Here is a 25,685-nt window from a genome sequence, read left to right on the forward strand (position 1 = left end):
CACACCTGTTTCCCTCGACACTTTCATTGGCTCTTCCCTTTGAAAAGTTGTCTTAAAGCCGCTGCTGTCAGCGGCTTTTTTTTATCGTGGCGACTCAACTTTCATTGCAGCTTTTGCAAAGAAACTTACTGCCCCCCTGTCATTGATCAATCGTTCGAGCATCAGGAACGATTCACCCGGCTGCCACGTTTATGCAACTACGCTTACTACGTCCATCCAGCAGACGTCAGCCCTATGACCGCAAGTCGCACCCCACATGTTCAAGGCCCGCCCGGGCGACCCGAGATCATGGTGATCTTCGGCAGTACCCTGACGGTCATCTCGATCCTGTGCATCGTCACGTTCCTGCTGATCCGCGAACATGCCTACGCCCAACAGACCGCCACACGCAGCGCGACCACCATTGCGCAACTGATCGATGCCGATGTCCTGCGCACGGTCGAACTCTATGATTTGACCTTGCAGGGCCTGATTGCCGCCGCCCAACGGGACGATCTGAAACAGGTCTCGCCACAGATCCGTCACCTGGTGCTGTTCGACCGCTCCACCACCGCGCGCTACAAGGGCGACATCCTGCTGCTGGACAAGCACGGCGACGTACTGGCCGACTCGTCATTGATCGAACCGAAACCGGGCAACTTCGCCGATCGCGACTATTTCCTGGCCCATGTCTCCAATCACGACACCGGCATGTTCATCAGCCGACCGTTCAAGCCGCGCTGCGACTGTGATGACAGTGACGAATGGCGCATCAGTTTCAGCCGGCGCATTTCCTCGCCCACCGGTGAGTTTATGGGGGTCGCGGTGGCGTCGATGCGCATGAGCTACTTCGATCAGTTGTTCAACAGCCTCGACATCGGCATCGGCAGCACGTTGGCGATCATCAACGATGACGGGATTCTCCTGGCGCAGAAACCGTACCGGGAACAGAACTCCATCGGTAAAAGCTTCTCCAGCCGCCCCAACGTCGTGCGCATGCTGAAGGAGCGCAGTGGAACTTTCGAAAGCGTGTCGAGTGTCGACCATCAACGACGCCTGTACACCTTTTCCCGGGTCGGCAATCTGCCGCTGACCGTCATCGTTGCCCTTTCCATCGATGACGTGTTCGCCACCTGGAACCGCACCGCCTATGTGATCAGCGGTGCTACCGGGGTTTTGTGCATCGGTTTGTTGTGGCTGACCTGGTTGCTCTGCCGCGAGCTGCGCCTGCGCCACGGTGCCGAGCAGGAACTGGCGCAATTGGCGGCCACTGACGCCTTGACCGGCGTGGCCAACCGTCGATCCCTTGACCAGACCCTGCGTCATGAATGGTTTCGGGCGCAGCGCAGCGGCAAGCCGTTGTCATTGCTGATGATCGATGCCGATCACTTCAAGGCCTTCAATGACCGGCACGGGCATCAGGCAGGCGATGAAGCCTTGCGCGCATTGGCCGAGGTCATCCGCGCCAATGTGCACCGCCCGGCAGATCTGGTAGCACGCTACGGTGGTGAGGAGTTCTCGGTGATCCTGGCCGAAACCGACAGTGAAGGCGCGCGCAAGATCGCCGAACATATCCGTGAGGCGGTGCAAAAACTGCCGCTGGTGGACCCGGGTGAGCCGCCGATGAGCGTGAGTATCGGCATTGCCACGTGGACGGCGACCAGTGATATCAGCCTGGAGCAATTGCTGTTCAGTGCGGACAAGGCGCTGTATCAGGCCAAGGATGCGGGGCGTAATCGGGTTGTTTGTGCCAAGTGAACTCTATGCTGAATGGACCGGCCTCTTCGCGAGCAAGCCCGCTCCCACAGTTGACCGCGTCCCCCTGTGGGAGCGGGCTTGCTCCGGGCGGCGTTCCGACGAAGGCGGCCTGCCAGACAACATAAAATCAGGGCATAAAAAAAGGCCACCCGAAGGTAGCCTTTAAAAAACTAGAGAGGTTTTTTGCTTACACGGCCGCAACCGGGCGCATGTAAGAGATCGGTGCAGTGCTGGCGTCTTCGAACGTCACGACTTCCCAGGCATCTGTCTGCTCAATCAACTTGCGCAGCAGCTGGTTGTTCAGTGCGTGGCCGGACTTGAAGCCCTTGAACTCACCAATCAGGCTATTGCCCAGCAGGTAGAGGTCACCAATTGCATCGAGAATCTTGTGCTTCACGAATTCGTCTTCATAACGAAGGCCGTCTTCGTTCAGTACGCCATCGGCGTCGACCACAATAGCGTTTTCAACACTGCCGCCGAGTGCGAGGTTGTGCTTGCGCAGGTACTCGATGTCACTCATGAAACCAAAGGTACGGGCGCGGCTGACTTCTTTTACGAACGAAGTGCTGGAAAAATCCACGCTTGCACTTTGGGTGCGGTCACGGAAAACCGGGTGATCGAAATCGATCTCGAAGCTCACCTTGAACCCGTCGAAAGGGACGAAAGTAGCGCGCTTGTCGCCATCTTCCACTGTCACTTCACGCAGGATGCGGATGAACTTCTTGGCGGCGTCCTGTTCTTCCAGGCCAGCCGATTGAATCAGGAATACGAAAGGTCCGGCGCTACCATCCATGATCGGGACTTCGGACGCGGAGAGCTCGACGTAGGCGTTATCGATGCCCAGGCCTGCCATGGCCGAGAGCAGGTGCTCTACCGTGTCCACTTTGACGTCACCGTTAACCAGCGTGGTCGACATAGTGGTTTCACCAACGTTTTCCGCGCGGGCAGGAATCTGCACCACGGGATCGAGGTCGGCGCGACAAAACACAATGCCGGTGTCGACAGGCGCTGGCTTGAGGGTCAGGTAGACCTTCTCCCCGGAGTGCAGGCCGACACCTGTGGCACGGATAATATTCTTCAGGGTGCGTTGTTTAATCATGGCATGGGCCGCTTCAGCGCAAATTGCGAACTGGTATCAACAAAGGCTGGCGATGATAGCAGACCAGACCTTTGCTGAACACCAATCACCCGAATACCCCTGATACATTTCATCAATCGGCCTGACGACGCAGGAAAGCCGGGATGTCCAGGTAGTCCAGGTCATCTTGCGGATTCATCTTCGCGGCAGTCGCAGCACCGGCCTGGGCCTGGTTGCGCATGACGGTCGGACGGTCCAGGTCACGGTAGTTCACCGCTGGAGCTTCCTGACGAACAGGGGCCTGTTGTTGTGGCTGTGCAGCCATCGAGGTGTGGACGGTGTTGTCGATGACCTTAACAGGTTTCTCGATTTTAGCGCCAAGACCGGTGGCAACGACGGTCACGTGCAGCTCGTCGCGCATGTCCGGATCGATAACGGTACCGACCTTGACCATCGCGTGCTCGGAGGCGAATGCCTCGATGATGCTGCCCACGTCGGAGTATTCGCCCAGGGACAGATCCGGACCGGCGGTAATGTTCACCAGGATACCGCGAGCGCCTTGCAGGTTCACGTCTTCGAGCAGCGGGTTGCGAATGGCCGCTTCGGTGGCTTCGCGTGCACGGTTCGGACCGCTGGCGCAGCCAGTGCCCATCATCGCCATGCCCATTTCGCTCATCACGGTACGCACGTCGGCGAAGTCGACGTTGATCATGCCCGGACGCTTGATGATGTCGGAGATACCGCGAACGGCACCGGCCAGTACATCGTCAGCCTTGGCGAAAGCCGACAAGAGGCTGGCGTCTTTACCGAGGATGGTCAGCAGCTTCTCGTTCGGAATGGTGATCAACGAGTCGACGCTTTCGGAGAGCATGCGGATGCCTTCGTCGGCGATCTGCATACGCTTGCGGCCTTCGAACGGGAACGGACGGGTCACCACCGCAACGGTGAGGATGCCCATTTCCTTGGCCACTTCGGCGATGATCGGCGCAGCACCGGTACCGGTACCGCCGCCCATGCCAGTGGTGATGAACACCATGTTGGTGCCGGCCAGCACTTCGGCGATGCGCTCACGGTCTTCCAGGGCGGCTTGACGGCCGACTTCAGGGTTGGCGCCAGCGCCCAGGCCCTTGGTCACGCCGGTGCCCAGTTGCAGGATGGTGCGCGCGCCGATGTTTTTCAGCGCTTGAGCATCGGTGTTGGCGCAGATGAATTCGACGCCTTCGATGTTGCTCTTGACCATGTGGTTGACAGCGTTGCCGCCGCCACCGCCGACACCGATAACTTTGATTACCGGGCTTGCGGGGATGTTGTCTACGAGTTCGAACATTTTCCCTCTCCTTTACATTCTCTAGTTTTTTCGCCTACTGCGTGCTTCGGTGTAACGGTGTTGCGGTATATCTTCAGAAATTGCCCTGGACCCACTTCTTCAGGCGGTCCAGCAGCGGAGCCTGTGGCTCTTCGTTGCTGTAGCTGTCGCGGCTGCCGATGCCCGAGAACGAGATGCCGTCGGACTGCTTCTGCAGGCCGTACATCAACAGGCCGACGCCGGTGGAATAGATCGGGTTGCGCACTACGTCATCCAGACCTTTCACGCCATGCGGCACACCCAGGCGGACCGGCATGTGGAAGATTTCCTCGGCCAGTTCGGTTGCGCCTTCCATCTTCGACGTGCCGCCGGTCAGCACGATGCCGGCCGGGATCAGGTCTTCGTAGCCGCTGCGGCGCAGTTCGGCCTGGATCAGCGTGAACAGTTCGTCGTAGCGCGGCTCGACCACTTCGGCCAGGGCCTGGCGGGACAGCTCGCGCGGCGGACGGTCGCCAACGCTTGGCACCTTGATGGTTTCACCGGCACCGGCCAGCTTGGCCAGGGCGCAGGCGTAGCGAATCTTGATTTCTTCGGCGTACTGGGTCGGGGTGCGCAACGCCATGGCGATGTCGTTGGTCACCTGGTCGCCGGCAATCGGGATCACTGCGGTGTGACGAATCGCGCCTTCGGTGAAGATCGCGATGTCGGTGGTACCGCCACCGATGTCCACCAGGCACACGCCCAGCTCTTTCTCGTCATCGGTCAGCACCGAATACGCGGAAGCCAGCTGTTCGAGAATGATGTCGTCGATTTCCAGACCGCAGCGACGCACGCATTTTTCAATGTTCTGTGCGGCGTTGACGGCGCAGGTGACCACGTGGACCTTGGCCTCCAGACGCACGCCGGACATGCCCAGTGGCTCGCGGACGCCTTCCTGGTTATCGATCACGTAATCCTGCGGCAGGGTGTGCAGCACGCGCTGGTCAGCCGGGATCGCCACGGCCTGGGCCGCGTCGAGCACGCGCTCAAGGTCCGCCGAGCTGACTTCGCGATCGCGAATCGCCACGATGCCGTGGGAGTTCAGGCTGCGGATGTGATTGCCGGCCACACCGACGAACGCCGAGTGAATACGGCAACCCGCCATCAGCTGCGCTTCTTCGATGGCGCGCTGGATCGATTGCACGGTGGACTCGATGTTCACCACCACGCCTTTTTTCAGGCCACGGGACGGATGGGTACCGATCCCGACGATTTCCAGCGTGCCGTCGTCCGAAACCTCACCCACCAGCGCCACCACCTTGGAGGTGCCGATATCGAGACCGACGATCATTTTGCCGCTTTGCACGTTTGCCATGGGGTCCTGCCTCTCTTAATTCTTCGCGACAGCGGGTTGGGCTGTCGTAGGCGCTACAGGTTCCCGCCAGCCAACGGCGAGGCCGTTGGCGTAGCGCAGATCGATGCGCGCAATGTTCGTAATCTGTTCTTTGAGCGTCTTGTCATAGATGGCAATAAAGCGGCGCATCTTTTCCACCTGGTTGCCGCGTCCCAGCAGCAGTTCGATACCCGGGCCGGCACTGCCGGGGCCGGTGGTCAGGAACCAGCTGCCGCGATCACGCAACTCCAGGCGCGCAATCGAGAAGCCCAGCGGCCTGAGCATCTGGCTCAATACCTGGTATTGCTGCATCACTTGCTGCTGGGCCCGCTGTGGGCCGAACAGCTGCGGCAGATGTTCGTAATTCGCCAGCTCGCGCGGCGTAAACGCCTGCCCCTGGTTGTTCAACAGCGATTCGTCGCCCCAGCGAGCCACCGGCAGTTGTTCTTCCAGGCGGATCACCACTTGATCCGGCCACACCCTGCGCACTTCGGCGTGGGCAATCCATGGCATCTGTTCCAGCTCGGTGCGCATGCTCGCCAGGTCGATGGTGAAGAAGCTCGACGCCACGTACGGGGCGATTCGCTGCTGCACCGCTTGCTGGCTGATGTAACTCAGGTCGCCCTGCACGTTGATCTTGGTGATCGGCCGGTCGGCATAGGGCAACAACCGTGTCGCGCCTTCGTAAGTACCGAAGCCCAAAGCCACCAGCAGCACCGGCCAGAACAACGCTTTGAGAAAACCGAAGTTGGCTTTCGGCAGGCGCACGGACATCGGCTCTTTGGCCACCATTCGGCTGGCACCCCGTGGCACCGGCTTGCGGCCGGGTGCGGGAGGCTGATGTCTGAGCTGAGCGCCTTGCATGGTCTTAACCTCGTGGCTCGATGCTTGCGGCTAAAATCGCCAGGACCAGTTGCTGGAAATCCAGACCGGCGGCACGGGCCGCCATCGGCACCAGGCTGTGATCGGTCATGCCCGGTGCGGTGTTGACTTCCAGGAACCAGAACTGCCCGTCGGCGTCCTGCATTACGTCTGCCCTGCCCCAACCGGCGATACCCAGCGCTTCACAGGCCTTGGCCGTGAGGTCCATGAGTTCCCGTTCCTTGGCGCTGTCCAGACCGCACGGAATGCGGTACTGGGTATCGTTGGCGATGTACTTGGCGTCGTAGTCGTAGAAGCTGTGCGTCGTGCCCAGGGCAATCGGTGGCAACACCTGGTCACGCAGGGTGGCGATGGTGAACTCCGGACCGTGGATCCATTGCTCGACCAACACTTGCGAATCGTAGGTACTGGCCGCTTTCCATGCGTCGATCAACGCAGGAGAGGAACTCACTTTGGCCATCCCGATACTTGAACCTTCATGGGCCGGTTTGACGATCAAAGGGAAGCCCAGTTCCGTCGCCGCCGAAATACAATCAGCCTCGCTGCACAGGACCGCGTGACGTGGCGTCGGAATGCCCAGAGCGTGCCAGACCTGCTTGGTGCGCAGTTTGTCCATGGCCAGGGCCGAGGCCAGGATGCCGCTGCCGGTGTACGGAATGCCCAGGCATTCGAGCAGGCCCTGCATGCTGCCGTCTTCACCGCCGCGACCGTGGAGGATGATGAAGGCGCGGTCGATCTTTTCGCTCTGCAGACGCTGCAGCAGGTCATCGCCCACGTCGAGGCCGAATGCATCCACACCGGCGCTCAGCAGCGCGTCGAGTACGGCGTTGCCCGACTTCAGGGAGACTTCGCGCTCGGCACTCTTGCCGCCGAACAGCACGGCGACGCGGCCGAAATCTTTCGGCGCGATCGTGGAGACCAGGTTGGCGTAGGCAGCAGTCATTTCAACTTCCCCTTCTCCGGTGCGGCTACGGCGCCGGCGAACAGCTCACTCTTCAGCAGTTTTGGTGCGAGACCGCCGATATCACCGGCGCCCTGGCACAGCAGGATGTCACCGGCGCGCAGCAGCGGCTTGACCACTGGCGCAAGGTCGACACCACGCTCGATGTAGATCGGGTCGAGCTGGCCACGCTGACGGATGCTGTTGCACAGCTTGCGGCTGTCGGCACCCGGAATCGGCTCTTCGCCGGCCGGATAGACTTCCATCAGCAGCAGTACGTTGGCATCGGCCAGTACATTGACGAAATCGTCGTACAGGTCACGGGTGCGGCTGTAGCGATGCGGCTGGTAGACCATCACCAGGCGGCGCTCCGGCCAGCCACCGCGTACGGCCTTGATCACGGCCGCGACTTCCGTCGGGTGGTGACCGTAGTCATCGACCAGCATCACATTGCCGCCTTCCACCGGCAGTTCGCCGTAGACCTGGAAGCGTCGGCCGACACCCTGGAACCCGGACAGGCCCTGGACGATGGCTTCATCGCTGACGCCTTCGTCGGTGGCAATGCAGATGGTTGCCAGAGCGTTCAATACGTTGTGGTTACCCGGCATGTTGACCGAAACATCCAGCGGCTCGCGGTCAGGGCGCAGCACGGTGAAGAAGGTCTGCATGCCTTGCTGGCGTACATTGATGGCGCGCACGTCGCAGTCTTCGCCGAAGCCATAGGTAACGGTCGGACGTTTCACCTGCGGCAGGATTTCACGCACCACCGGATCGTCCAGGCACACTACCGCCAGACCGTAGAACGGCAGGTTGTGCAGGAATTCGACGAAGGTTTTCTTCAGCTTGTTGAAGTCACCGTCGTAGGTCGCCATGTGATCGGCGTCGATGTTGGTGACCACGGCCACCAGCGGCTGCAAATGCAGGAAGCTGGCGTCGCTTTCGTCGGCTTCGGCGATCAGGTAACGGCTGGTGCCGAGCTGGGCATTGGTACCCGCGGCATTCAGGCGGCCACCGATCACGAACGTCGGGTCCAGGCCACCGGCGGCGAACACCGAAGCGATCAGGCTGGTGGTGGTGGTTTTGCCGTGGGTACCGGCAACGGCGATGCCATGGCGATAACGCATCAGCTCGGCCAGCATCTCTGCACGCGGCACCACCGGAATACGGCGCTCCAGCGCGGTAGCGACTTCCGGGTTGGAGGTGTTGACGGCACTCGACACCACCAGCACGTCAGCGGCCGCAGCGTTCTCGGCGCGGTGGCCGATGAAGATCTGCGCCCCGAAGGACTCCAGGCGTTCAGTCACAGGCGAAGCCTTGAGGTCGGAACCGGACACGGCATAACCCAGGTTCAGCAACACTTCGGCAATCCCGCACATGCCCACGCCGCCGATACCGACGAAGTGGATGCGACGGATACGGCGCATTTCCGGTTGTGGCATGGCTTTCTGACTCTCAACCATGGGCCACCTCCAGGCAACTGTCGACCACGTTACGGGTGGCATCGGGTTTGGCGAGGCGGCGTGCCGCGCTAGCCATTTCGTTGAGTCGTTGTGGTTGCATCAGGACCTCTGTCAGGCGAGCGGCAAGATCCGCTGCGCCAGTCGTTCTCTGCGGCATCAGGAAGGCTGCGCCTTCACGGGCCAAATATTCGGCGTTGCGGGTCTGGTGATCGTCGATGGCGTGAGGCAAAGGCACCAGCATCGAGGGCAGACCGGCGGCGGCCAGTTCACTGATGGTCAGCGCGCCTGCGCGACATACCACCAGGTCGGCCCAGCCATAGGCTTGGGCCATGTCTTTGATGAAAGGCTGCACCTGCGCCTCGACGCCAGCCGCGCGATAGCGCTCTGCAGTCACTTCATCGTGGTTTTTGCCGGCCTGATGGAACACTTCCGGACGCAAATCGGCAGCGACTTGCGACAGGGCTTCAGGCAGCAACTTGTTCAACGGTTCTGCGCCCAGGCTTCCGCCCAGAATCAGCAAACGCGCCTTGCGACCGGCCAGGGCAGGTCGCGATGTCTCGAGGAACAGTTCGGTGCGCACCGGATTTCCGGTGGTCCGCCGGCTGCTGGACAGGGTAAAGGTGTCGGGGAACGCTTCACAGACTCGGGCGGCCAACGGCACCAGCAACCGATTGGCGGTACCGGCCACGGCGTTCTGCTCATGAACGATCACCGGCACACCGGCCAGTTTGGCCGCAACACCACCAGGACCGGTCACAAAACCACCAAAGCCCACGACGCAGACCGGTTGCAGACGGCGAATGATCGCGCGCGCCTGCCAGACCGACTTGAGCAACATGAACGGTGCCTTGAGCAGTGACAGCTTGCCCTTGCCGCGCAGACCGCTGGCATTGATCCGGTGCAACTCGATACCGGCCGCCGGCACCAGATCGTTCTCGATGCCACGCGGCGTGCCGAGCCAGTGCACGGTATAGCCGCGCGCCTGGAATTCGCGGGCACAGGCCAGCGCCGGGAACACGTGGCCACCGGTGCCGCCAGCCATGATCATCACGTTAGCGCCCATGGTTCGGCTCCTCGGCGAAGTCGCTCTCATGGAACTCCATCTCCTCGCTGCCCAGGTGGGTTCGACTTTCCCACTCGATGCGCAGCAACAAGCCGAGACAGGCACAGCAAATAACCAACGAGCTGCCGCCATAGCTGAGGAACGGCAGGGTCAGCCCCTTGGTCGGCAGCAAGCCCACGTTCACGCCGATGTTGATCAGGAATTGACCAATCCACAGGAACGACAAGCCGTAGGCGACATAAGCGGCGAAAAACTGCTTGGCCTTCTCAGCCCACAAACCGATGTACATGCCACGAATACACACGAAGACGAACAGTGCCACGGTGCATAGCGAACCCACGGCACCCAGCTCTTCGGCGAGCACCGAGAACACGAAGTCGGTGTGGGCTTCCGGCAGGTAGAACTGTTTCTGTACGCTGTTGCCCAGGCCAACGCCCAGCCATTCGCCACGACCGAATGCGATCAATGCCTGGGACAACTGATAGCCGGCACCGAACTGGTCCGCCCACGGGTCGGCAAAGTTGGTCAGGCGCGCCATTCGATACGGCTGCATCTGAATCAACAGCACCACCGCTCCGACGGCCAGGACCACCATCAGGGAAAAACGGAACAGCCCGACGCCGCCAAGGAACAGCATCGCCGCCGCCGCCCCCATCATCACGACGGTGGCACCGAAGTCCGGCTCCATCAGCAGCAGGCCCGCCATCGGCAACAGCACGATGAACGGCTTGAAAAAGCCCATCCAGCTTTCCCGCACTTCTTTCTGGCGACGCACCAGATAACCGGCGAGGTAGATCACCACGAACACCTTGGCGATCTCGGAGGGCTGGACGTTGAAGAAACTGAAGCCGATCCAGCGCATCGAGCCGTTAACCTCACGGCCGATCCCCGGAACGATCACCATCACCAGCAAACCGAACGCACCCAGCAGCATCAGCCAGCCCAGGCGTTGCCAGGTGGCAATCGGGATCATCATGGTGACGATGCAGGCACCCAGGCCCAGCACCACGTAGATAAGGTGGCGAATCATGTAGTACAGGGCGCTGCCCGACTGCACGGCCGCCACTTCGGTCGATGCCGAGGCAATCATGATCAGCCCCAGGCCGAGCAACGCCAGGCAACCGGCGAGCATCGGGAAATCGAGGTCGATACCGCGACCGGTGATGATCGGCGACGGATACGGCTTGATGATGCCTTTGAGGCTCATGCCAGATCCTCCACGGCTTGGACGAACTGGTGACCACGGTCTTCGTAGTTCTTGAACATGTCGAAACTGGCGCAGGCTGGCGACAGCAGTACCACGTCGCCCGGCTGTGCGGCGGCGCGGCATTGCTCGACCGCTTCGATCAGGGAACCGGCGCGGATCAGCGGCACGGCGTCGCCGATGGCCTCGCCGATCTTGTCGGAGTCGCGGCCCATCAGCACCACGGCGCGGCAGTTGGCCGCCACTGGATCGCGCAGGTCCTTGAACTCCGCACCCTTGCCGTCGCCACCGGCGATCAGCACGACCTTGCCCTTGATGTCTGCGCCAAGACCTTCGATGGCGGCCAGCGCAGCACCGACGTTGGTGGCCTTGGAATCGTTGTAGTAACCCACGCCGTCGAGGTCACGGACCCATTGGCAGCGATGCTCGAGGCCAGCGAAGGTGCGCAGGCTCGACAGCATGGCATCGAATGGCAGGCCGACCGCATGGCCCAGGGCCAGGGCCGCCAGGGCGTTGGACTGGTTATGGGCGCCGCGAATCTTCAACTCGCGCACCGGCATCAGGTTCTGGAATTCGAAGGCCAGGTATTTCTCGCCGTCTTCTTCACGGATACCGAAGGCCTTGAAATCCGGTTTGCTCAGGCCGAAGGTCCAGCATGGCTGGCCCTCGCCCATCAGGGGACGGCTCAGGGCATCCTGGCGATTGACCACGAACTGCCGGGCACCACGGAAGATCCGGTGCTTGGCCAGGTGGTACGCCGGCAGACCGCTGTAGCGATCCATGTGGTCTTCGCTGACGTTGAGCACGGTCGCCACTTCAGCGTTGAGCTGGTCGGTGGTTTCCAGCTGGAAGCTCGACAGTTCCATCACGTACAGCTCGACGTCGTCACTGAGCAGATCCAGCGCCGGGGTGCCGAGGTTGCCGCCCACCGCGACGCGCTTGCCGGCCGCAGCCGCCATCTCGCCGACCAGGGTGGTGACGGTGCTTTTCGCGTTGGAACCGCTGATGGCCACGATCGGCGCCTTCGCGTTACGCGCGAACAGCTCGATGTCGCCGGACAATTTCACGCCACGGGCTGCGGCGGCCTGCAGGGCCGGGGTCGCCAGCGCCAGGCCGGGGCTCACGTAGAGCTCGTCGGCACGGCACAGGAACTCGACATCCAGCTCGCCACAACGCACTTCCACGTGCGGATAGTCACGCTTGAGCGTGGCCAGTTCCGGCGGATTTTCCCGCGTATCGGCCACGGCAAACGCCACGCCCCGGTTCGCCAGGAAGCGAACCAGGGACATGCCGCTCTTGCCGAGGCCGACAACGATGCGGAAGTGGTCAGAAGCGATCAGAGACACGAGTTTCTACCTCAGCTTCAGGGTGGCAAGGCCGATCAGCACGAGAATCACGGTGATGATCCAGAAACGGACGATCACGCGTGGCTCGGGCCAGCCCTTGAGTTCAAAGTGGTGGTGAATGGGCGCCATGCGGAATACGCGGCGACCGGTCAGTTTGAAAGAGGCGACCTGAATGACCACGGACAGGGTTTCCATCACGAACACGCCGCCCATGATGAACAGGACAATTTCCTGACGAACAATCACCGCGATGGTGCCCAGGGCCGCGCCTAGCGCCAGTGCGCCGACGTCGCCCATGAAGACTTGAGCCGGATAGGTGTTGAACCAGAGGAAACCCAGGCCCGCACCAATCAACGCGCCGCAGAACACAATCAGCTCACCCGCGCCCGGTACGTAGGGAATCAGCAGGTATTCGGCGAATTTCACGTTACCCGACAGGTAGCAGAAAATGCCCAGGCCACCGCCCACCATCACCGTCGGCATGATCGCCAGGCCGTCGAGGCCGTCGGTCAGGTTGACCGCGTTGCTCGAACCGACAATCACGAAATAGGTCAGGACGATGAAGCCTGCGCCCAGCGGAATGCTGTAGTCCTTGAGCATCGGCAGGATCAGTGTGGTTTCCACCGGAGTGGCGGCGGTCACATAAAGGAAGATCGCCGCACCCAGGCCAAACACCGACTGCCAGAAATACTTCCAGCGGCTTGGCAGGCCGCGGGAGTTTTTCTCGATGACCTTGCGGTAGTCGTCGACCCAGCCGATGGCGCCGAACAGCAAGGTCACCAGCAACACGACCCAGACGTAACGATTGCTCAGGTCAGCCCAGAGCAGGGTGCTGACACCGATGGACGACAGAATCAGCGCGCCGCCCATGGTCGGCGTACCCGACTTGGACAGGTGCGACTGCGGGCCGTCGTTGCGAACGGATTGACCGATCTGACGGTTCTGCAACGTGCGAATCATCCAGGGGCCATAGCACAGCGACAGGACCAGCGCGGTCAGTACACCGAGAATCCCGCGCAGGGTCAGGTACTGGAAGACCGCGAAGCCTTTGTAGAACTGTTGCAGATACTCCGCTAGCAGCAGCAGCATTAATGTTTCTCCAGACTGGACCCGCACAAGGCGGCGACGACGTTTTCCATCGCAGCGCTGCGCGATCCCTTGATCAAAATGGTGGTGTTTGTGTCTTGTTCGGCGCCCAGGGCCTTGATCAGTTCAGCCTGCGTGCTGAAGTGAAAAGCCTGAGGACCGAAGGCGTTCACGGCGTGAGCCATCATTGGCCCGACGGCGTACAGCGCAGAAACCTTGCCACGGGCGTACGCGCCCACGTCGCGGTGCCCCTGCTCCGCCCATTCGCCCAACTCGCCGATATCTCCGAGCACCAGGACGGTGCGACCGGAAAAGCCGGCCAGTATATCAACGGCGGCGCACATGGAGGTGGGATTGGCGTTGTAAGTGTCATCGATAACGCGCATGCCATTAGTGGCCAGTTGCGCGACGGTCCGGCCCTTGACCGGTTGCACCGCGCCAAGACCGGTGGCGATGCCGAACAGCGACACACCCAAGGCATGGGCGGCAGCGGCGGCGGCCATGGCGTTGGCGACGTTGTGGGTGCCGAGCAGGTTCAATTGAACGCGCTCCACACCTTCCGGGCCATGCAGATTGAACGCCGGGCAACCACGGGCATCGGTGGCCAGGTCACTGGCGTGGAAATCCGCCTGTGTGTTGCTCAGGGCAAACGTCAGCACCTTGCGGTTGCCTGCGCGGGCTTTCCAGATGCCAAACGCCTTGTCATCGAGGTTGAGTACGGCGACGCCATCGGCCGCCAGCCCTTCGATGATTTCGCCCTTGGCCTCGACGATTTTCTCCGGCCCGCCGAACTCGCCTACGTGGGCGGTCCCTGCGTTATTGAGGATCGCCACGTGTGGCCTGGTCAGCCCCACGGTGTATGCGATTTCACCCAGACGCGATGCGCCCAACTCGATCACCGCCGCGTCGTGTTCCGGGGCGAGTTCGAGCAGGGTCAGCGGCACGCCGAGGTCGTTGTTCAGGTTGCCACGGGTCGCCAGTACCGAACCGCGGGTACGCAGGATGCTTGCGAGCATTTCCTTGACCGTGGTCTTGCCGCTGGAACCGGTGACGGCGGCGACAGGCTTGGTGAACGCCGCACGATTGAGCGCGCCCAACTGGCCGAGGGCCTGGCGGGCGTCCTTGACCAGCAATTGCGGCAAGGTGCTATCGGCGACTTCGCGCTCGACCAGCGCGGCGACCGCGCCTTTGGCGGCGACTTCATTCAGGTAGTCATGACCGTCAAAACGCGGACCGGCCAGGGCAATGAACAGTTGGCCAGGCTTGATCGCGCGGCTGTCGATGCTGACGCCGTCGAAGCTGGCATCGGTGGACACCAGGCGAGCATTCAGCGCGCCAGTCAGTTCGCTCAGTTTCAAGGCCTCAAGCATGGGCCACCTCCCACGCGGTCAAGGCGCGATCAGCCTCGACCAGATCGGAAAAGGCATGACGCTCGCCGTTGATTTCCTGATAGTCCTCGTGACCTTTACCGGCCAGGACAATCACGTCATCCACAGAGGCACTGGCGATCAACCGGGCAATCGCCTGACCGCGACCGGCAACGAACTCCACTTTATCCACAGCGGTGAAACCGGCGCGGATGTCATCGAAAATCACCGAGGGGTCTTCCGTACGCGGATTGTCATCGGTGACCAGCACGCGATCGGCCAGACGCTCGACCACCTCCGCCATCAGCGGACGCTTGCCGCGATCACGGTCACCGCCACAGCCGAACAGGCATAGCAGCTTGCCCTTGGCGTGTGGACGCAGAGCCAGCAGTACTTTTTCCAGGGCATCCGGGGTGTGCGCGTAATCGACCACCACCAACGGCTGCGAGCCACCACCCAGACGCTGCATGCGCCCGGCCGGGCCTTCGAGTTTCGGCAGCACCTGGAGGATTTCGTCCAGCGCGTAATCCAGACCGAGCAACGCGCCGACCGCCGCCAGGACATTGCTCAGGTTGAAACGACCGAGCAAGGCGCTGCGCAACAGATGCTCGCCCTGTGGCGTGACCAGCGTGGCGCGCACGCCTTCGTCGTCGAATTGCGCCTGACGGCAATACAGGTAGGCACTGGAGTCTTCCAGGCTATAGGTGATCAGTCGCGACTCGCGCTTGTCCGCGGCCAGTTGCCGACCGAACTCGTCGTCGAGGTTGACCACGCGGCATTTCAAATCATTCCAGGCAAACAGCCTGGCCTTGGCTTCGCCATAGGCCTGCATGGTGCCGTGGTAATCCAGGTGATCGCGGGACAGGTTGGTCATCACCGCCACATCGAAGGCCAGTGCCGTCACACGACCCTGGTCCAGGCCATGGGAAGAAACTTCCATCGCCACGGCTTTGGCCCCGGCCTTTTTCAGGTCCGCCAGGGTCGCCTGCATGGCAATCGGGTTCGGCGTGGTGTGCAGGCCGCTTTCCAGCGCGCCGTAGAAACCGCAACCAAGTGTGCCAACCAGACCACAATGCTGACCAAGCAGGTCCAGCGCCTGGGCCACCAGCTGAGTCACGCTGGTCTTGCCGTTGGTGCCGGTGACGCCCACCAGGTTCAGGTGATGGCTTGGCTCGCCATAAAAACGCCCGGCGATGTCCGACAACTGGGCCGCCAGCCCCTTGACCGGAATCAGCGGCACTTCAGTGATCGGCAGGACCGTGGCGCCTTCGACTTCATAGGCCACTGCAGCAGCACCGCGTTGCAAGGCGTCGGCAATGTGCGCACGCCCATCGAACTTCCCGCCAGGCACGGCGAGGAACAGATCACCCGCGCGCACATTGCGGCTGTCCAGGGCGAGCTCGCGAATCAGCAGATCGTGGCCGGCGTGAGGGAAAATCTTGTTCAGGCTCAGAGACATCAGCCGCGCCCTCCATTGGCTTTCAGCGGAACGACCGGTGTAGCGTTCGCTTGTTGAGTGGGTGGCAGGTTGTCCGGGGTAATATTCATCAGGCGCAGGGTGCCCGACATCACTCGACTGAACACCGGTGCGGAAACCAGGCCACCGAAGTAACCGGCCTTGGTCGGCTCATCGATGACGACCACGATGGCGTAGCGCGGGTCGCTCATCGGGCCGAATCCGGCGAACAGCGAACGGTAGGAGTTCTCGGCGTAGCCCTTGGTGCCCACCGAGGTTTTACGCGCAGTACCGGATTTGCCGCCCACGTGATAGGCCGGCACCTGCGCACGGAACACACCGCGCGGGGCCTCGATCACTTGTTGCAGCATGCCTTGCATGGTTTTCGCGACGGCCTCCGGCAACACCTGGGTGGTTTGCGGCGCCTTGTCGGTCTTGATCAGCGTCAACGGGGCGAGGCGACCGTTGTTGGCCAGGGCCGAGAAGGCGTGGACCAACTGGATCGCGGTCACGGAGATACCGTAGCCGTAGGACAGCGTGGCGGTTTCCGCCTTGCGCCATTCGCGGTAGTTCGGCAGGTTGCCGACGCGCTCGCCCGGGAAGCCCAGGCCGGTGTCCTGGCCGAGGCCGACTTTCTGCGCCAGGCGGAAAATCGTTTCGCCGCCGATGTCGAACGCGACCTTGCTCATGCCGACGTTACTGGAGTTGATCAGGATGCCGGTCAGGTCGAGCACCGGGCCTTCGGTCTTGGATACGTCCTTGATGGTGTACTTGCCGATCTGCAACGAACCCGGATACACCTCGACCGTGTCGCTCGGCTTCCAGCGGCCGGTTTCGATCGCGGCGCTCATCGAGATCGCCTTCATGGTCGAACCGGGTTCGAACACGTCGATCATCGCGCGGTTGCGCATCATCGCCGGTTGCAGGTTGCGACGGTTGTTCGGGTTGTAGGTCGGCTGGTTGACCATCGCGAGAATCTCGCCGGTCTTCACGTCCATGATCACCAGGCTGCCGGCCTTGGCGCCGTTCTCGATGATCGCGTTGCGCAATTCGCGGTTGGCCAGGTATTGCAGGCGCAGGTCAATGGACAACGCCAAGGGCTTGCCGGCCTTGGCGTTTTTGGTGACCTGGACATCCTTGATCAACCGGCCGCGCCGGTCCTTGATCACCTGGCGCTTGCCGGGGACCCCGGCCAGCCATTCGTCGTAGGCCAGTTCGACACCTTCACGACCGTGATCGTCGATGTCGGTAAACCCGACCATATGGGCGGTGACTTCGCCGGCAGGATAAAAACGCCGGAACTCTTCGATGCCATAGACACCCGGCACCTTCAGGTCGAGCACGGCCTGCCCCTGCTCAGGCGTCAGCCCGCGCACCAGGTAGATGAATTCCTTGTTGGCCTGGGCTTCAAGACGCTCGGTCAGGGCCTTGGGATCTTGCCCCAGCGCGGCGGCCAATGCTGGCCACTTGTCTTTTTCCAGCTGCATTTCCTTGGCGTTGGCCCACAGCGTGGTTACCGGAGTACTGACGGCCAGAGGCTCGCCGTTACGGTCGGTGATCAGACCGCGGTGAGCCGGAATCGGAATATGACGGACACTGCGTGCATCGCCCTGACCTTTAAGGAAGTCACGGTCGACCACTTGCAGGTCGATGATGCGCCAGGCAATCGCAGCCACCATGACGCCGAGCAAACCCAGGACCACGCGGAACCGCCAGGGAAAGAGTGCCCCCTCGAGTTTCATCATGGCGCCACCATCTTCACGTCAGCGGCACCGGGGATGTGCATTTTCAACTGTTCGGTGGCCAGCACTTCGATACGGCTGTGGGCGGTCCAGGTGCTCTGCTCCAGAATCAACCGGCCCCACTCGGCCTGCGCCTTGTCGCGCACGCTCAATTCGTTGTACAGCGTGTTCAACAACTGGCGATTCCAGTGGGCGCTATAAGACACGCCGATGGCCGAAACGAGCACGGCAACAAACAGCAGCAGCATGAAGAAGCTTCCGCCGGGCAATGGCTTGGCGAAAAGCTTGCTCACCGCAGCTTCTCCGCCACACGCATGACAGCGCTACGGGAACGTGGGTTGGCTTTGAGTTCGGCGTCGGAGGCCGTCTGCGCTTTGCCATGGACTTTGATTTTCGGTTCGAAGGCGACGTGCCGAACCGGCAGGTTGCGCGGCAGGTTGTCGGCTTCGCCTTTCACCAGCTTGCGCATGAACAGTTTGACGATGCGGTCTTCCAGCGAATGGAAGCTGATCACCACCAGGCGACCGCCCACTTCCAGGCATTCCAGCGCGGCTTCGAGGCCGGTCTCCAGATCACCCAGTTCGTTGTTGACGTGAATACGCAATCCCTGGAATGCACGGGTTGCAGGGTTCTTGCCCTTTTCCCACGCCGGGTTGGCGACTTTCAGGACTTCGGCCAGGTCACCGGTGCGCTCGAATGGCTTGATATCGCGACGCTCGGCCACGGCACGGGCCATGCGACCGGAGAAACGCTCTTCGCCGTATTCCTTGAACACGCGGGCGATTTCTTCCACGGGTGCGGTGTTGACGAATTCGGCAGCGCTGATGCCACGGGACGGATCCATGCGCATGTCCAGCGGGCCGTCATTGAGGAAACTGAAGCCGCGCTCAGGGTCGTCGAGCTGTGGCGAAGACACGCCAAGATCCAGCAGAACCCCGCTGACCTTGCCGGCCAGACCGCGTTCGGCGACTTCCGAACCGAGCTCGGCAAAGCTGCGCTGCACAACGACAAAGCGGCCGTCTTCGGCCGCTAGCGTCTGCCCGGTGGCAATCGCTTGTGGATCTTTGTCGAATCCGAGCAACCGGCCATCGGGACCGAGCTGGCTGAGGATCAACCGGCTGTGCCCGCCGCGCCCGAACGTGCCATCCAGATAGCAGCCATCAGGACGTACGGCGAGAGCCTCGACGGCTTCGTCAAGCAGTACGGTGATGTGGTTAAAGCCGCTATCAATAGTCACAGGATCAAATCACGCAGTTCATCAGGCATGGCGCCCGGTTGTTGAATAGCAGCCAGGTCAGCGGCAGAAACCGCGTTCCAGGCATCCTCGTCCCACAATTGGAACTTGTTCAGTTGGCCCACCAACATCGCGCGCTTATCCAACTTGGCATATTCGCGAAGACGCGGCGGAACCAGGAAACGACCACTGCCATCGAGCTCGAGGTCGACGGCATTGCCAATCAGTAAACGTTGCAGGCGGCGGTTTTCTTCGCGAAGCGAAGGCAGTGCGCGCAGTTTGGTTTCAATAATTTCCCACTCATCGAGGGGGTAAACACACAAACAAGGATCAACGGCATCAATTGTTACGATCAATTGACCGGAACTACGCGAATCGAGCTCGTCACGGTACCGGCTCGGCATGGCGAGACGGCCCTTTGCATCGAGACTGATAGCGTTGGCTCCGCGAAACACGTCAGCGTTTCTCCAAATTTTAGCGTTTTGAGTTCAAAAAACCCACTTCATGCCACTTTCCGCCACTTGCGCACACTATAGGAATGCGCCCACCACACCGTCAAGGCGCGGATCAAAGGAAAACCCTTACAGAACTGAGATTTAGGAGCATTAACGGAGGGGTAACGAGAATCCGGCAGATGAAACTGCCCGATAACTTGAATCAGCACAGGAGGCTGCATTCAGAAGTTAAAGTGATTTATTAAGAGTAAGATTTTTTTGGTATTACAAAAGAGGTTCTGCTGACGATTGTGCAAGGAGGGAATTGGCTACTACGGGGAGTTTATGCGACCACCCCAATTACGCGCTCATTGCTACCACCAGCACCCTGCTCAACAATTTAAGCAGAGGGGTGAAAAAAGGTGGAGAGTCGATCTGTAAGCCGGGTTCTGTCTTGAACAGTCATTCGTCTACGATGGCCATCACTGGACATCTTTAGCAACCTACCCGGTCCCAGCGCGGGCCACGCCTTGGGACCCTATTTGGTCTTGCTCCAAGTGGGGTTTACCTAGCCACGAACTGTTACCAGACGTGCGGTGCGCTCTTACCGCACCTTTTCACCCTTACCGGCGCCGAAGCGCTTAGGCGGTTATTTTCTGTGGCACTTTCCGTAGGCTCACGCCTCCCAGGCATTACCTGGCACTTCGCCCTATGGAGCCCGGACTTTCCTCCCCCCCCTAATTTTCATAGAGGGCAGCGACTGTCCGATCGACTCTCCGCCGCGAAGGTTACCGGCAGAGCGCCCGAAGAACAAGCACCAAGCGCCCTTCAGCACGCCTGCGCGTCGGGTTTTACTCGCCTTTCTGTTTATCCAGGGCAATCTGGTACAGCACATTCTTTCGCTCGCCGGTGATCTGCGCCGCCAAAGCTGCCGCACGCTTGAGCGGCATTTCTTCGAGCAACAGGTTGAGGATGCGCATCGCCTCGCTGCTGACGGCGCCCTCCTCCTCGGGGGCAGACCAGCCCGCCACCAACACCACGCACTCGCCACGCTGCTGATTGCTGTCTGACTCGACGAACTCGCGCAGCTCGGCCAGCGGCAGCCCCTTGAGCGTTTCAAACGTCTTGGTCAACTCACGGGCAAGCAGCGCCGGGCGCTCAGGGCCGAACACCAGCTCCATGTCTTGCAGGCATTCCAGAATGCGATGCGGGGCCTCATAGAAGATCAAGGTGCGAGGCTCTTCCTTTACCTGCTCCAGGCGCGCTCGCCGCCCCACCGCCTTGGCCGGCAGGAAACCTTCGAAAATGAATCGGTCGGAAGGCAGCCCCGCCGCCGACAACGCTGCGATCAAAGCGCAGGCCCCCGGAACCGGCACCACATCGATACCCGCTGCCCGGGCCTGCCGCACCAGGTGATATCCCGGATCGGAAATCAGCGGCGTCCCGGCGTCGGAGATCAACGCCACGTTGTCACCGGCAAGCAGACGCGTGATAAAGCGACTACCTTCATCCCTCTCGTTGTGCTCATGGCAGGCTGCCAATGGCGTCGAAATGCCGAAGTGTTGCATCAAGCGCTGGGAATGACGGGTGTCTTCCGCGGCGATCAAGGCCACTTCACGCAGGATCTTCAGCGCCCGCGCACTGATGTCATCCAGGTTGCCGATGGGCGTCGCCACCACATAAAGCGAGCCAGCAGCGGAATTCAAAGCACCTGGAGCAGTCAAAGCGCACACCTCATGATCGGTAAAAGTCGCCATTGTAGCGCGTAGCGAGACTCACGATACGCGCAAGCAAACGAGGTATCGCCGACCGTTTGTGCACTGGCGCAACATTTTCACCAGCTAAATTGATCGATTCACGCCACTAACATCGCGCCCCGGCCAGTGCTTGGGTACAATTCCACGCTAATTTGATCGAGTATCAGGAACGCTTACATGATCGCTTGCCTGCGGCTGTTATCTGCCCTCTGCCTCGCTGCCTTGCTGGCGGCTTGCGCCAGCTCGCCCTCCTCCAGCCTTGGCGAACTTCCACGGACACCGGACGCCAGTATCGAGCAACTGCTCGCGAAAGCCGCCCAAAGCAAATCACCGGAAGATGCCGCCCTGCTGCGCTTGAGTGCTGCCGACCTGGCCTATCACCAGGGCAATGCCGGCCAGTCCGCGCAAATCCTGCAACAGGTTCCGATCGAGCAACTCAAGCCGGGCCAACAGGTTTTCGCCAACACCCTGGCGGCTGAACTGGCCATGACCCGCAATCAGCCCAAGGCAGCGCTGACGGCCTTGAGCCACCCAAGCCTGCAGCGCTTGAGCGAACTGCCGGTAGAGCAACAGGTGCGCACCGGCACCGTTCACGCCCGCGCCCTGGAAGCTGATGGCCAGCCCCTCGCCGCTGCTCGCGAGCGCATTTTCATTGCCCCGATGCTCAAAGGTGAAGCCGCGAGCAAAAACCACGAAGCCATCTGGGCCCTGATCGCTTCGCTGCCGACCGACCAGCTGCAGCCCAACACCACCGACGATCTCGGTGGCTGGATGGCCCTGGCGCTGGCCGTGAAGTCCGCCGGCACCCTTGAGCAGCAACAGGCCGCCATCGATAACTGGCGCGCACAGCATCCGAAACACCCGGCCGCCATCCAATTGCCGCAGCCACTGACCCAACTCAAGGAGCTGGCCAGCCAGCCCCTGAGCAAAATCGCCCTGCTGCTGCCTCAGGACGGCCCCTTGGCCTCGGTCGGTAAAGCACTGCGCGACGGTTTCATGGCCGCTCACTACCAGGCACAACAGGCCGGGCAGAAGCCGCCCGCCATCGAGTTTTATGACAGCTCGCACCTGACCTCCATGGACGAGTTCTACCGCAAGGCCCAGGCCGATGGCGTGCAACTGGTCGTCGGGCCGCTGGAGAAGCCGCTGGTCAAACAGCTGAGCACCCGCCCGCAATTGCCGATCACCACCCTGGCGCTGAACTACAGCGAGGGTGACCAAGGTCCGGCGCAATTGTTCCAGTTCGGTCTGGCCGCTGAAGACGAAGCCCGTGAAGTGTCGCGCCGCGCTCGCGCCGACGGCCTGCATCGCGCCGCCATCATGGTGCCGAAAGGTGAATGGGGCGACCGCGTGCTCAAGGCGTTCAGCCAGGATTGGCAAGCCAATGGCGGCACCATCATTGCCACCGAACGCGTCGATCAACCGGTCCAGCTGGCCCAGCAGATTGCCGACATGTTCCAGCTGCGTCAGAGCGAAGGTCGCGCCAAGAGCCTGCAAAGCACTGTTGGCTCGCAAGTCGCCGCCCAGCCATCGCGCCGCCAGGACATCGAGTTCATCTTCCTGGCCGCAACACCGCAACAGGCCCAGCAGATCAAACCGACCCTGAACTTCCAGTACGCAGGCGATGTTCCGGTCTACGCCACCTCCCACGTGTTCAGTGCCAGCGGTGACGTCAACCAGTACAACGACATGAATGGCATCCGCTTCTGCGAGACGCCATGGTTGCTGGACGCCAACGACCCGCTGCGCCGCCAGGTCACCGCCCAGTGGCCACAAGCCGCCGGCAGCCTGGGGCGCCTGTATGCCATGGGCGTGGACGCCTATCGACTGGCGCCACGCCTGGGCCAGCTCAAGTCTCTGCCGGACAGCCGAATCGACGGCGAGTCGGGCAGCCTTGGCATGACCCAGAGCCAGCGTGTCGTGCGCCAGTTGCCATGGGCCCAGTTCGCCAATGGCCAGGTCCAGCGCCTGCCGGACACCACTCGCTGATGCCCGACAGGTCACGCCAGCAAAGCGGCAAGGATGCCGAGCGCCATGCGCTCGAGCATCTTCAACAACAGGGTCTGCGCCTGCTGGCGCAGAACTGGTTGTGTAAACGCGGCGAGCTTGATCTGGTCATGCTAGATGGCGATACAGTAGTATTCGTTGAAGTCCGCTACAGAAAAAACACTCAATGGGGTGGCGCGCTCGATAGCATCGATGAGCGCAAACGGCAAAAACTGATTTTCGCCGCGCAGTATTTTCTTCAGTGCGAGTCGCGCTGGGCCAATTCCCCTTGCCGCTTCGACGTGATTGCCATCGACAGCAATCTCGATCAGTTGAACTGGCTACAGAATGCCTTCGACGGCTGATCGTCGGCATTGCGAACCGGACACTACCACCCAACACTTTTGCTCTTTGCTTTGCGGGCTGCACATTCACGTGCCGAACAGCCGCGCTACTTAAGGTCACACAGATGGACATGCAATCCCGAATTCGCCAGCTTTTTCAGGCCAGTATCGACACCAAGCAACAGGCGATGGAAGTACTTGCACCGCACATCGAGCAAGCCAGCCAGGTCATGGTCAACGCCCTGCTCAACGAAGGCAAAATGCTTTCCTGCGGCAACGGCGGCTCTGCCGGCGACGCCCAGCACTTCTCGTCCGAGCTGCTCAATCGCTTTGAGCGCGAGCGCCCGAGCCTGCCGGCCATCGCCCTGACGACCGACAGCTCGACGATCACCTCGATCGCCAATGACTACAGCTACAACGAAATCTTCTCCAAGCAGATCCGCGCACTCGGCCAACCGGGCGATGTGCTGCTGGCTATCTCCACCAGCGGCAACTCGGCCAACATAATTCAGGCGATCCAGGCCGCACATGATCGCGAAATGATTGTCGTAGCATTAACGGGTCGTGATGGTGGCGGCATGGCGTCGCTGCTGTTGCCCGAGGACGTCGAGATTCGCGTACCGGCCAACGTCACCGCTCGTATTCAAGAAGTCCACCTGCTGGCGATCCATTGCCTTTGCGATTTGATCGACAGCCAATTGTTCGGGAGTGAAGAATGACCCCTAATCGCCTTGGCCTGTTGGCCTTGACCCTGTGCCTCGGCATCAGTGGCTGCACCTCGGTAGTGACGGCCAGCCGTGAAGCACCGATTGAAGATGACCGCGGTACTCGCACACTGGGCAGCAAGATCGATGACTCCCTGATCGACACCAAGGTTGGCGTGAACGTCGCCAAGGCCGACCCGGCCCTGGACAAGGATTCGCACATCGTCGTCACCAGCTTCAACGGCGTCGTGCTGCTCGCCGGGCAAACGCCACGCGCAGACCTCAAGGCCAAGGCCGAACAGGCTGCCGCCGCCGTCCAGCGTGTGAAACAGGTGCACAACGAACTGCAAATCCTGCCACCCTCCTCGTTGCTGGCACGCCAGAACGACACCTGGCTGACCACCAAGATCAAAACCCAGATGCTCGCCGATGCGAACATCCCCGGCTCGCGCATCAAGGTTGTCACTGAAAACGGCATCGTCTACATGCTGGGCCTGCTGACCAAACAGGAAGCCGCGCAGGCGACCAACCTGGTGCAAGGGGTTTCCGGTGTGCAGAAGATTGTGAAGCTGTTCGAGTACATCGACTGACCCTGTAGGAGCGAGCTAGCTCCGGGCGGCGTTCCGACGAAAAACGCAATGACACTGCGTTCATTCAGACTGCACGCATCATCGTTCACGTCCATCGCGAGCAAGCTCGCTCCTACATCGTTTGAAGGTGGCGAAATAAAAAAGGGTGACCCTTGCGGATCACCCTTTTTTTATTTCACCACCTTCAAACTCGGCCGACCGCTTGGGCGCGGCGGCTCGCTGTCCGGTGGCGGAAGATCGTCATCCGGTTCGATCTCATCGTCCTCGCCCATCGGCGATTCCAGATCAAACACCATGCCCTGGCCATTCTCCCGGGCGTAGATACCCAGGATCGAAGCAATCGGCACGTACAGGGTATGCGGCACGCCACCAAAGCGCCCCTCGAAACTGACCGCCTCGTTGTCCATGTGCAAGTGACGCACAGCTTGGGGCGATACGTTCAGGACGATCTGGCCGTCACTGGCAAACCCCTGAGGCACCTGTACCGACGGATACTCGGAATTGACCAGCATGTGCGGGGTGCAATCGTTGTCCACAATCCACTCATAGAGCGCGCGGACCAGATAAGGTCGACTGGAGTTCATAGCGGCTCCTTAA

General features: G+C 61.1%; 23 protein-coding genes and 1 other RNA gene. 5 read left to right on the plus strand and 19 right to left on the minus strand.

The window, feature by feature from the left end:
- Positions 1-234: 234 nt before the first annotated feature.
- Positions 235-1,737: a sensor domain-containing diguanylate cyclase gene (locus ACLD1X_RS01615; RefSeq protein WP_429365844.1), complete on the plus strand. Its 1,503-nt coding sequence runs from the start codon at positions 235-237 to the stop codon at positions 1,735-1,737.
- A gap of 187 nt (positions 1,738-1,924) precedes the next feature.
- On the opposite strand, the gene lpxC is transcribed toward ACLD1X_RS01615, so the two are convergent.
- The 18 genes from lpxC to rsmI form a co-directional block, all read right to left on the minus strand.
- Positions 1,925-2,836 (minus strand): UDP-3-O-acyl-N-acetylglucosamine deacetylase, encoded by a 912-nt coding sequence (lpxC, locus tag ACLD1X_RS01620; RefSeq protein WP_008016709.1) that lies wholly within the window; start codon positions 2,834-2,836, stop codon positions 1,925-1,927.
- 112 nt (positions 2,837-2,948) lie between these two features.
- Entirely contained in the window at positions 2,949-4,142 is a 1,194-nt protein-coding gene (gene ftsZ, locus ACLD1X_RS01625; protein ID WP_008016708.1) for a cell division protein FtsZ, read from the minus strand.
- 73 nt (positions 4,143-4,215) lie between these two features.
- On the minus strand, positions 4,216-5,475 hold the full coding sequence (gene ftsA / locus ACLD1X_RS01630) for a cell division protein FtsA (protein ID WP_053123630.1): 1,260 nt from the start codon (positions 5,473-5,475) through the stop codon (positions 4,216-4,218).
- A 15-nt stretch (positions 5,476-5,490) separates the two neighbouring features.
- On the minus strand, positions 5,491-6,357 hold the full coding sequence (locus ACLD1X_RS01635; protein ID WP_429365845.1) for a cell division protein FtsQ/DivIB: 867 nt from the start codon (positions 6,355-6,357) through the stop codon (positions 5,491-5,493).
- 4 nt (positions 6,358-6,361) lie between these two features.
- Positions 6,362-7,318, minus strand: a complete 957-nt coding sequence (locus tag ACLD1X_RS01640; protein ID WP_429365846.1) for a D-alanine--D-alanine ligase — start codon at positions 7,316-7,318, stop codon at positions 6,362-6,364.
- A complete protein-coding gene (gene murC, locus ACLD1X_RS01645) occupies positions 7,315-8,775 on the minus strand; it encodes a UDP-N-acetylmuramate--L-alanine ligase (protein WP_056726218.1) in 1,461 nt (486 codons plus the stop codon). The genes ACLD1X_RS01640 and murC overlap by 4 nt, the downstream gene beginning before the upstream one ends.
- On the minus strand, positions 8,768-9,838 hold the full coding sequence (murG, locus tag ACLD1X_RS01650; RefSeq protein WP_429365847.1) for an undecaprenyldiphospho-muramoylpentapeptide beta-N-acetylglucosaminyltransferase: 1,071 nt from the start codon (positions 9,836-9,838) through the stop codon (positions 8,768-8,770). Before murG ends, murC begins: the two co-directional genes overlap by 8 nt.
- Entirely contained in the window at positions 9,828-11,045 is a 1,218-nt protein-coding gene (ftsW, locus tag ACLD1X_RS01655) for a putative lipid II flippase FtsW (protein WP_429365848.1), read from the minus strand. The genes murG and ftsW overlap by 11 nt, the downstream gene beginning before the upstream one ends.
- Positions 11,042-12,388 carry a UDP-N-acetylmuramoyl-L-alanine--D-glutamate ligase gene (murD, locus tag ACLD1X_RS01660; RefSeq protein ID WP_429365849.1) on the minus strand — a complete coding sequence of 449 codons (1,347 nt, stop codon included), beginning with the start codon at positions 12,386-12,388 and terminating at the stop codon, positions 11,042-11,044. Before murD ends, ftsW begins: the two co-directional genes overlap by 4 nt.
- A 6-nt stretch (positions 12,389-12,394) precedes the next feature.
- Positions 12,395-13,477 carry a phospho-N-acetylmuramoyl-pentapeptide-transferase gene (gene mraY, locus ACLD1X_RS01665; protein WP_007998264.1) on the minus strand — a complete coding sequence of 361 codons (1,083 nt, stop codon included), beginning with the start codon at positions 13,475-13,477 and terminating at the stop codon, positions 12,395-12,397.
- A complete protein-coding gene (locus ACLD1X_RS01670) occupies positions 13,477-14,844 on the minus strand; it encodes a UDP-N-acetylmuramoyl-tripeptide--D-alanyl-D-alanine ligase (protein WP_429365850.1) in 1,368 nt (455 codons plus the stop codon). Before ACLD1X_RS01670 ends, mraY begins: the two co-directional genes overlap by 1 nt.
- Complete coding sequence (locus tag ACLD1X_RS01675; RefSeq protein ID WP_429365851.1) at positions 14,837-16,300, minus strand: UDP-N-acetylmuramoyl-L-alanyl-D-glutamate--2,6-diaminopimelate ligase; 1,464 nt, start codon at positions 16,298-16,300, stop codon at positions 14,837-14,839. The genes ACLD1X_RS01670 and ACLD1X_RS01675 overlap by 8 nt, the downstream gene beginning before the upstream one ends.
- Entirely contained in the window at positions 16,300-18,039 is a 1,740-nt protein-coding gene (locus ACLD1X_RS01680) for a peptidoglycan D,D-transpeptidase FtsI family protein (protein ID WP_177323553.1), read from the minus strand. Before ACLD1X_RS01680 ends, ACLD1X_RS01675 begins: the two co-directional genes overlap by 1 nt.
- Positions 18,039-18,332: a cell division protein FtsL gene (gene ftsL, locus ACLD1X_RS01685; protein WP_008016694.1), complete on the minus strand. Its 294-nt coding sequence runs from the start codon at positions 18,330-18,332 to the stop codon at positions 18,039-18,041. The genes ACLD1X_RS01680 and ftsL overlap by 1 nt, the downstream gene beginning before the upstream one ends.
- The gene (rsmH, locus tag ACLD1X_RS01690; protein ID WP_007972589.1) at positions 18,329-19,276 is read right to left on the minus strand and encodes a 16S rRNA (cytosine(1402)-N(4))-methyltransferase RsmH; all 948 of its coding nucleotides are present in this window, start codon (positions 19,274-19,276) and stop codon (positions 18,329-18,331) included. The genes ftsL and rsmH overlap by 4 nt, the downstream gene beginning before the upstream one ends.
- Positions 19,273-19,728, minus strand: a complete 456-nt coding sequence (mraZ, locus tag ACLD1X_RS01695; RefSeq protein WP_007917012.1) for a division/cell wall cluster transcriptional repressor MraZ — start codon at positions 19,726-19,728, stop codon at positions 19,273-19,275. Before mraZ ends, rsmH begins: the two co-directional genes overlap by 4 nt.
- Positions 19,729-20,129: 401 nt before the next feature.
- Positions 20,130-20,483: RNase P RNA component class A (gene rnpB / locus ACLD1X_RS01700), an RNA gene on the minus strand.
- Between the two features lie 75 nt (positions 20,484-20,558).
- Positions 20,559-21,464 carry a 16S rRNA (cytidine(1402)-2'-O)-methyltransferase gene (gene rsmI, locus ACLD1X_RS01705; RefSeq protein WP_413427714.1) on the minus strand — a complete coding sequence of 302 codons (906 nt, stop codon included), beginning with the start codon at positions 21,462-21,464 and terminating at the stop codon, positions 20,559-20,561.
- Between the two features lie 177 nt (positions 21,465-21,641).
- Here rsmI and ACLD1X_RS01710 point away from each other — a divergent pair, with 177 nt between their 5' ends.
- From ACLD1X_RS01710 to ACLD1X_RS01725, 4 genes are all read left to right on the plus strand, one after another.
- Positions 21,642-23,453 (plus strand): penicillin-binding protein activator, encoded by a 1,812-nt coding sequence (locus tag ACLD1X_RS01710; protein WP_429365852.1) that lies wholly within the window; start codon positions 21,642-21,644, stop codon positions 23,451-23,453.
- Positions 23,453-23,815: a YraN family protein gene (locus tag ACLD1X_RS01715; RefSeq protein ID WP_111279712.1), complete on the plus strand. Its 363-nt coding sequence runs from the start codon at positions 23,453-23,455 to the stop codon at positions 23,813-23,815. The genes ACLD1X_RS01710 and ACLD1X_RS01715 overlap by 1 nt, the downstream gene beginning before the upstream one ends.
- 104 nt (positions 23,816-23,919) lie before the next feature.
- Positions 23,920-24,513: a phosphoheptose isomerase gene (locus tag ACLD1X_RS01720; protein WP_007972584.1), complete on the plus strand. Its 594-nt coding sequence runs from the start codon at positions 23,920-23,922 to the stop codon at positions 24,511-24,513.
- A complete protein-coding gene (locus ACLD1X_RS01725) occupies positions 24,510-25,088 on the plus strand; it encodes a BON domain-containing protein (RefSeq protein WP_007989868.1) in 579 nt (192 codons plus the stop codon). Before ACLD1X_RS01720 ends, ACLD1X_RS01725 begins: the two co-directional genes overlap by 4 nt.
- 170 nt (positions 25,089-25,258) lie before the next feature.
- On the opposite strand, the gene ACLD1X_RS01730 is transcribed toward ACLD1X_RS01725, so the two are convergent.
- Positions 25,259-25,672: a ClpXP protease specificity-enhancing factor gene (locus ACLD1X_RS01730; RefSeq protein ID WP_007998247.1), complete on the minus strand. Its 414-nt coding sequence runs from the start codon at positions 25,670-25,672 to the stop codon at positions 25,259-25,261.
- Positions 25,673-25,685: the final 13 nt, after the last annotated feature.

The sequence above is a fragment of the Pseudomonas sp. 18173 genome (assembly GCF_050432945.1).
Classification (GTDB): Bacteria; Pseudomonadota; Gammaproteobacteria; order Pseudomonadales; family Pseudomonadaceae; genus Aquipseudomonas.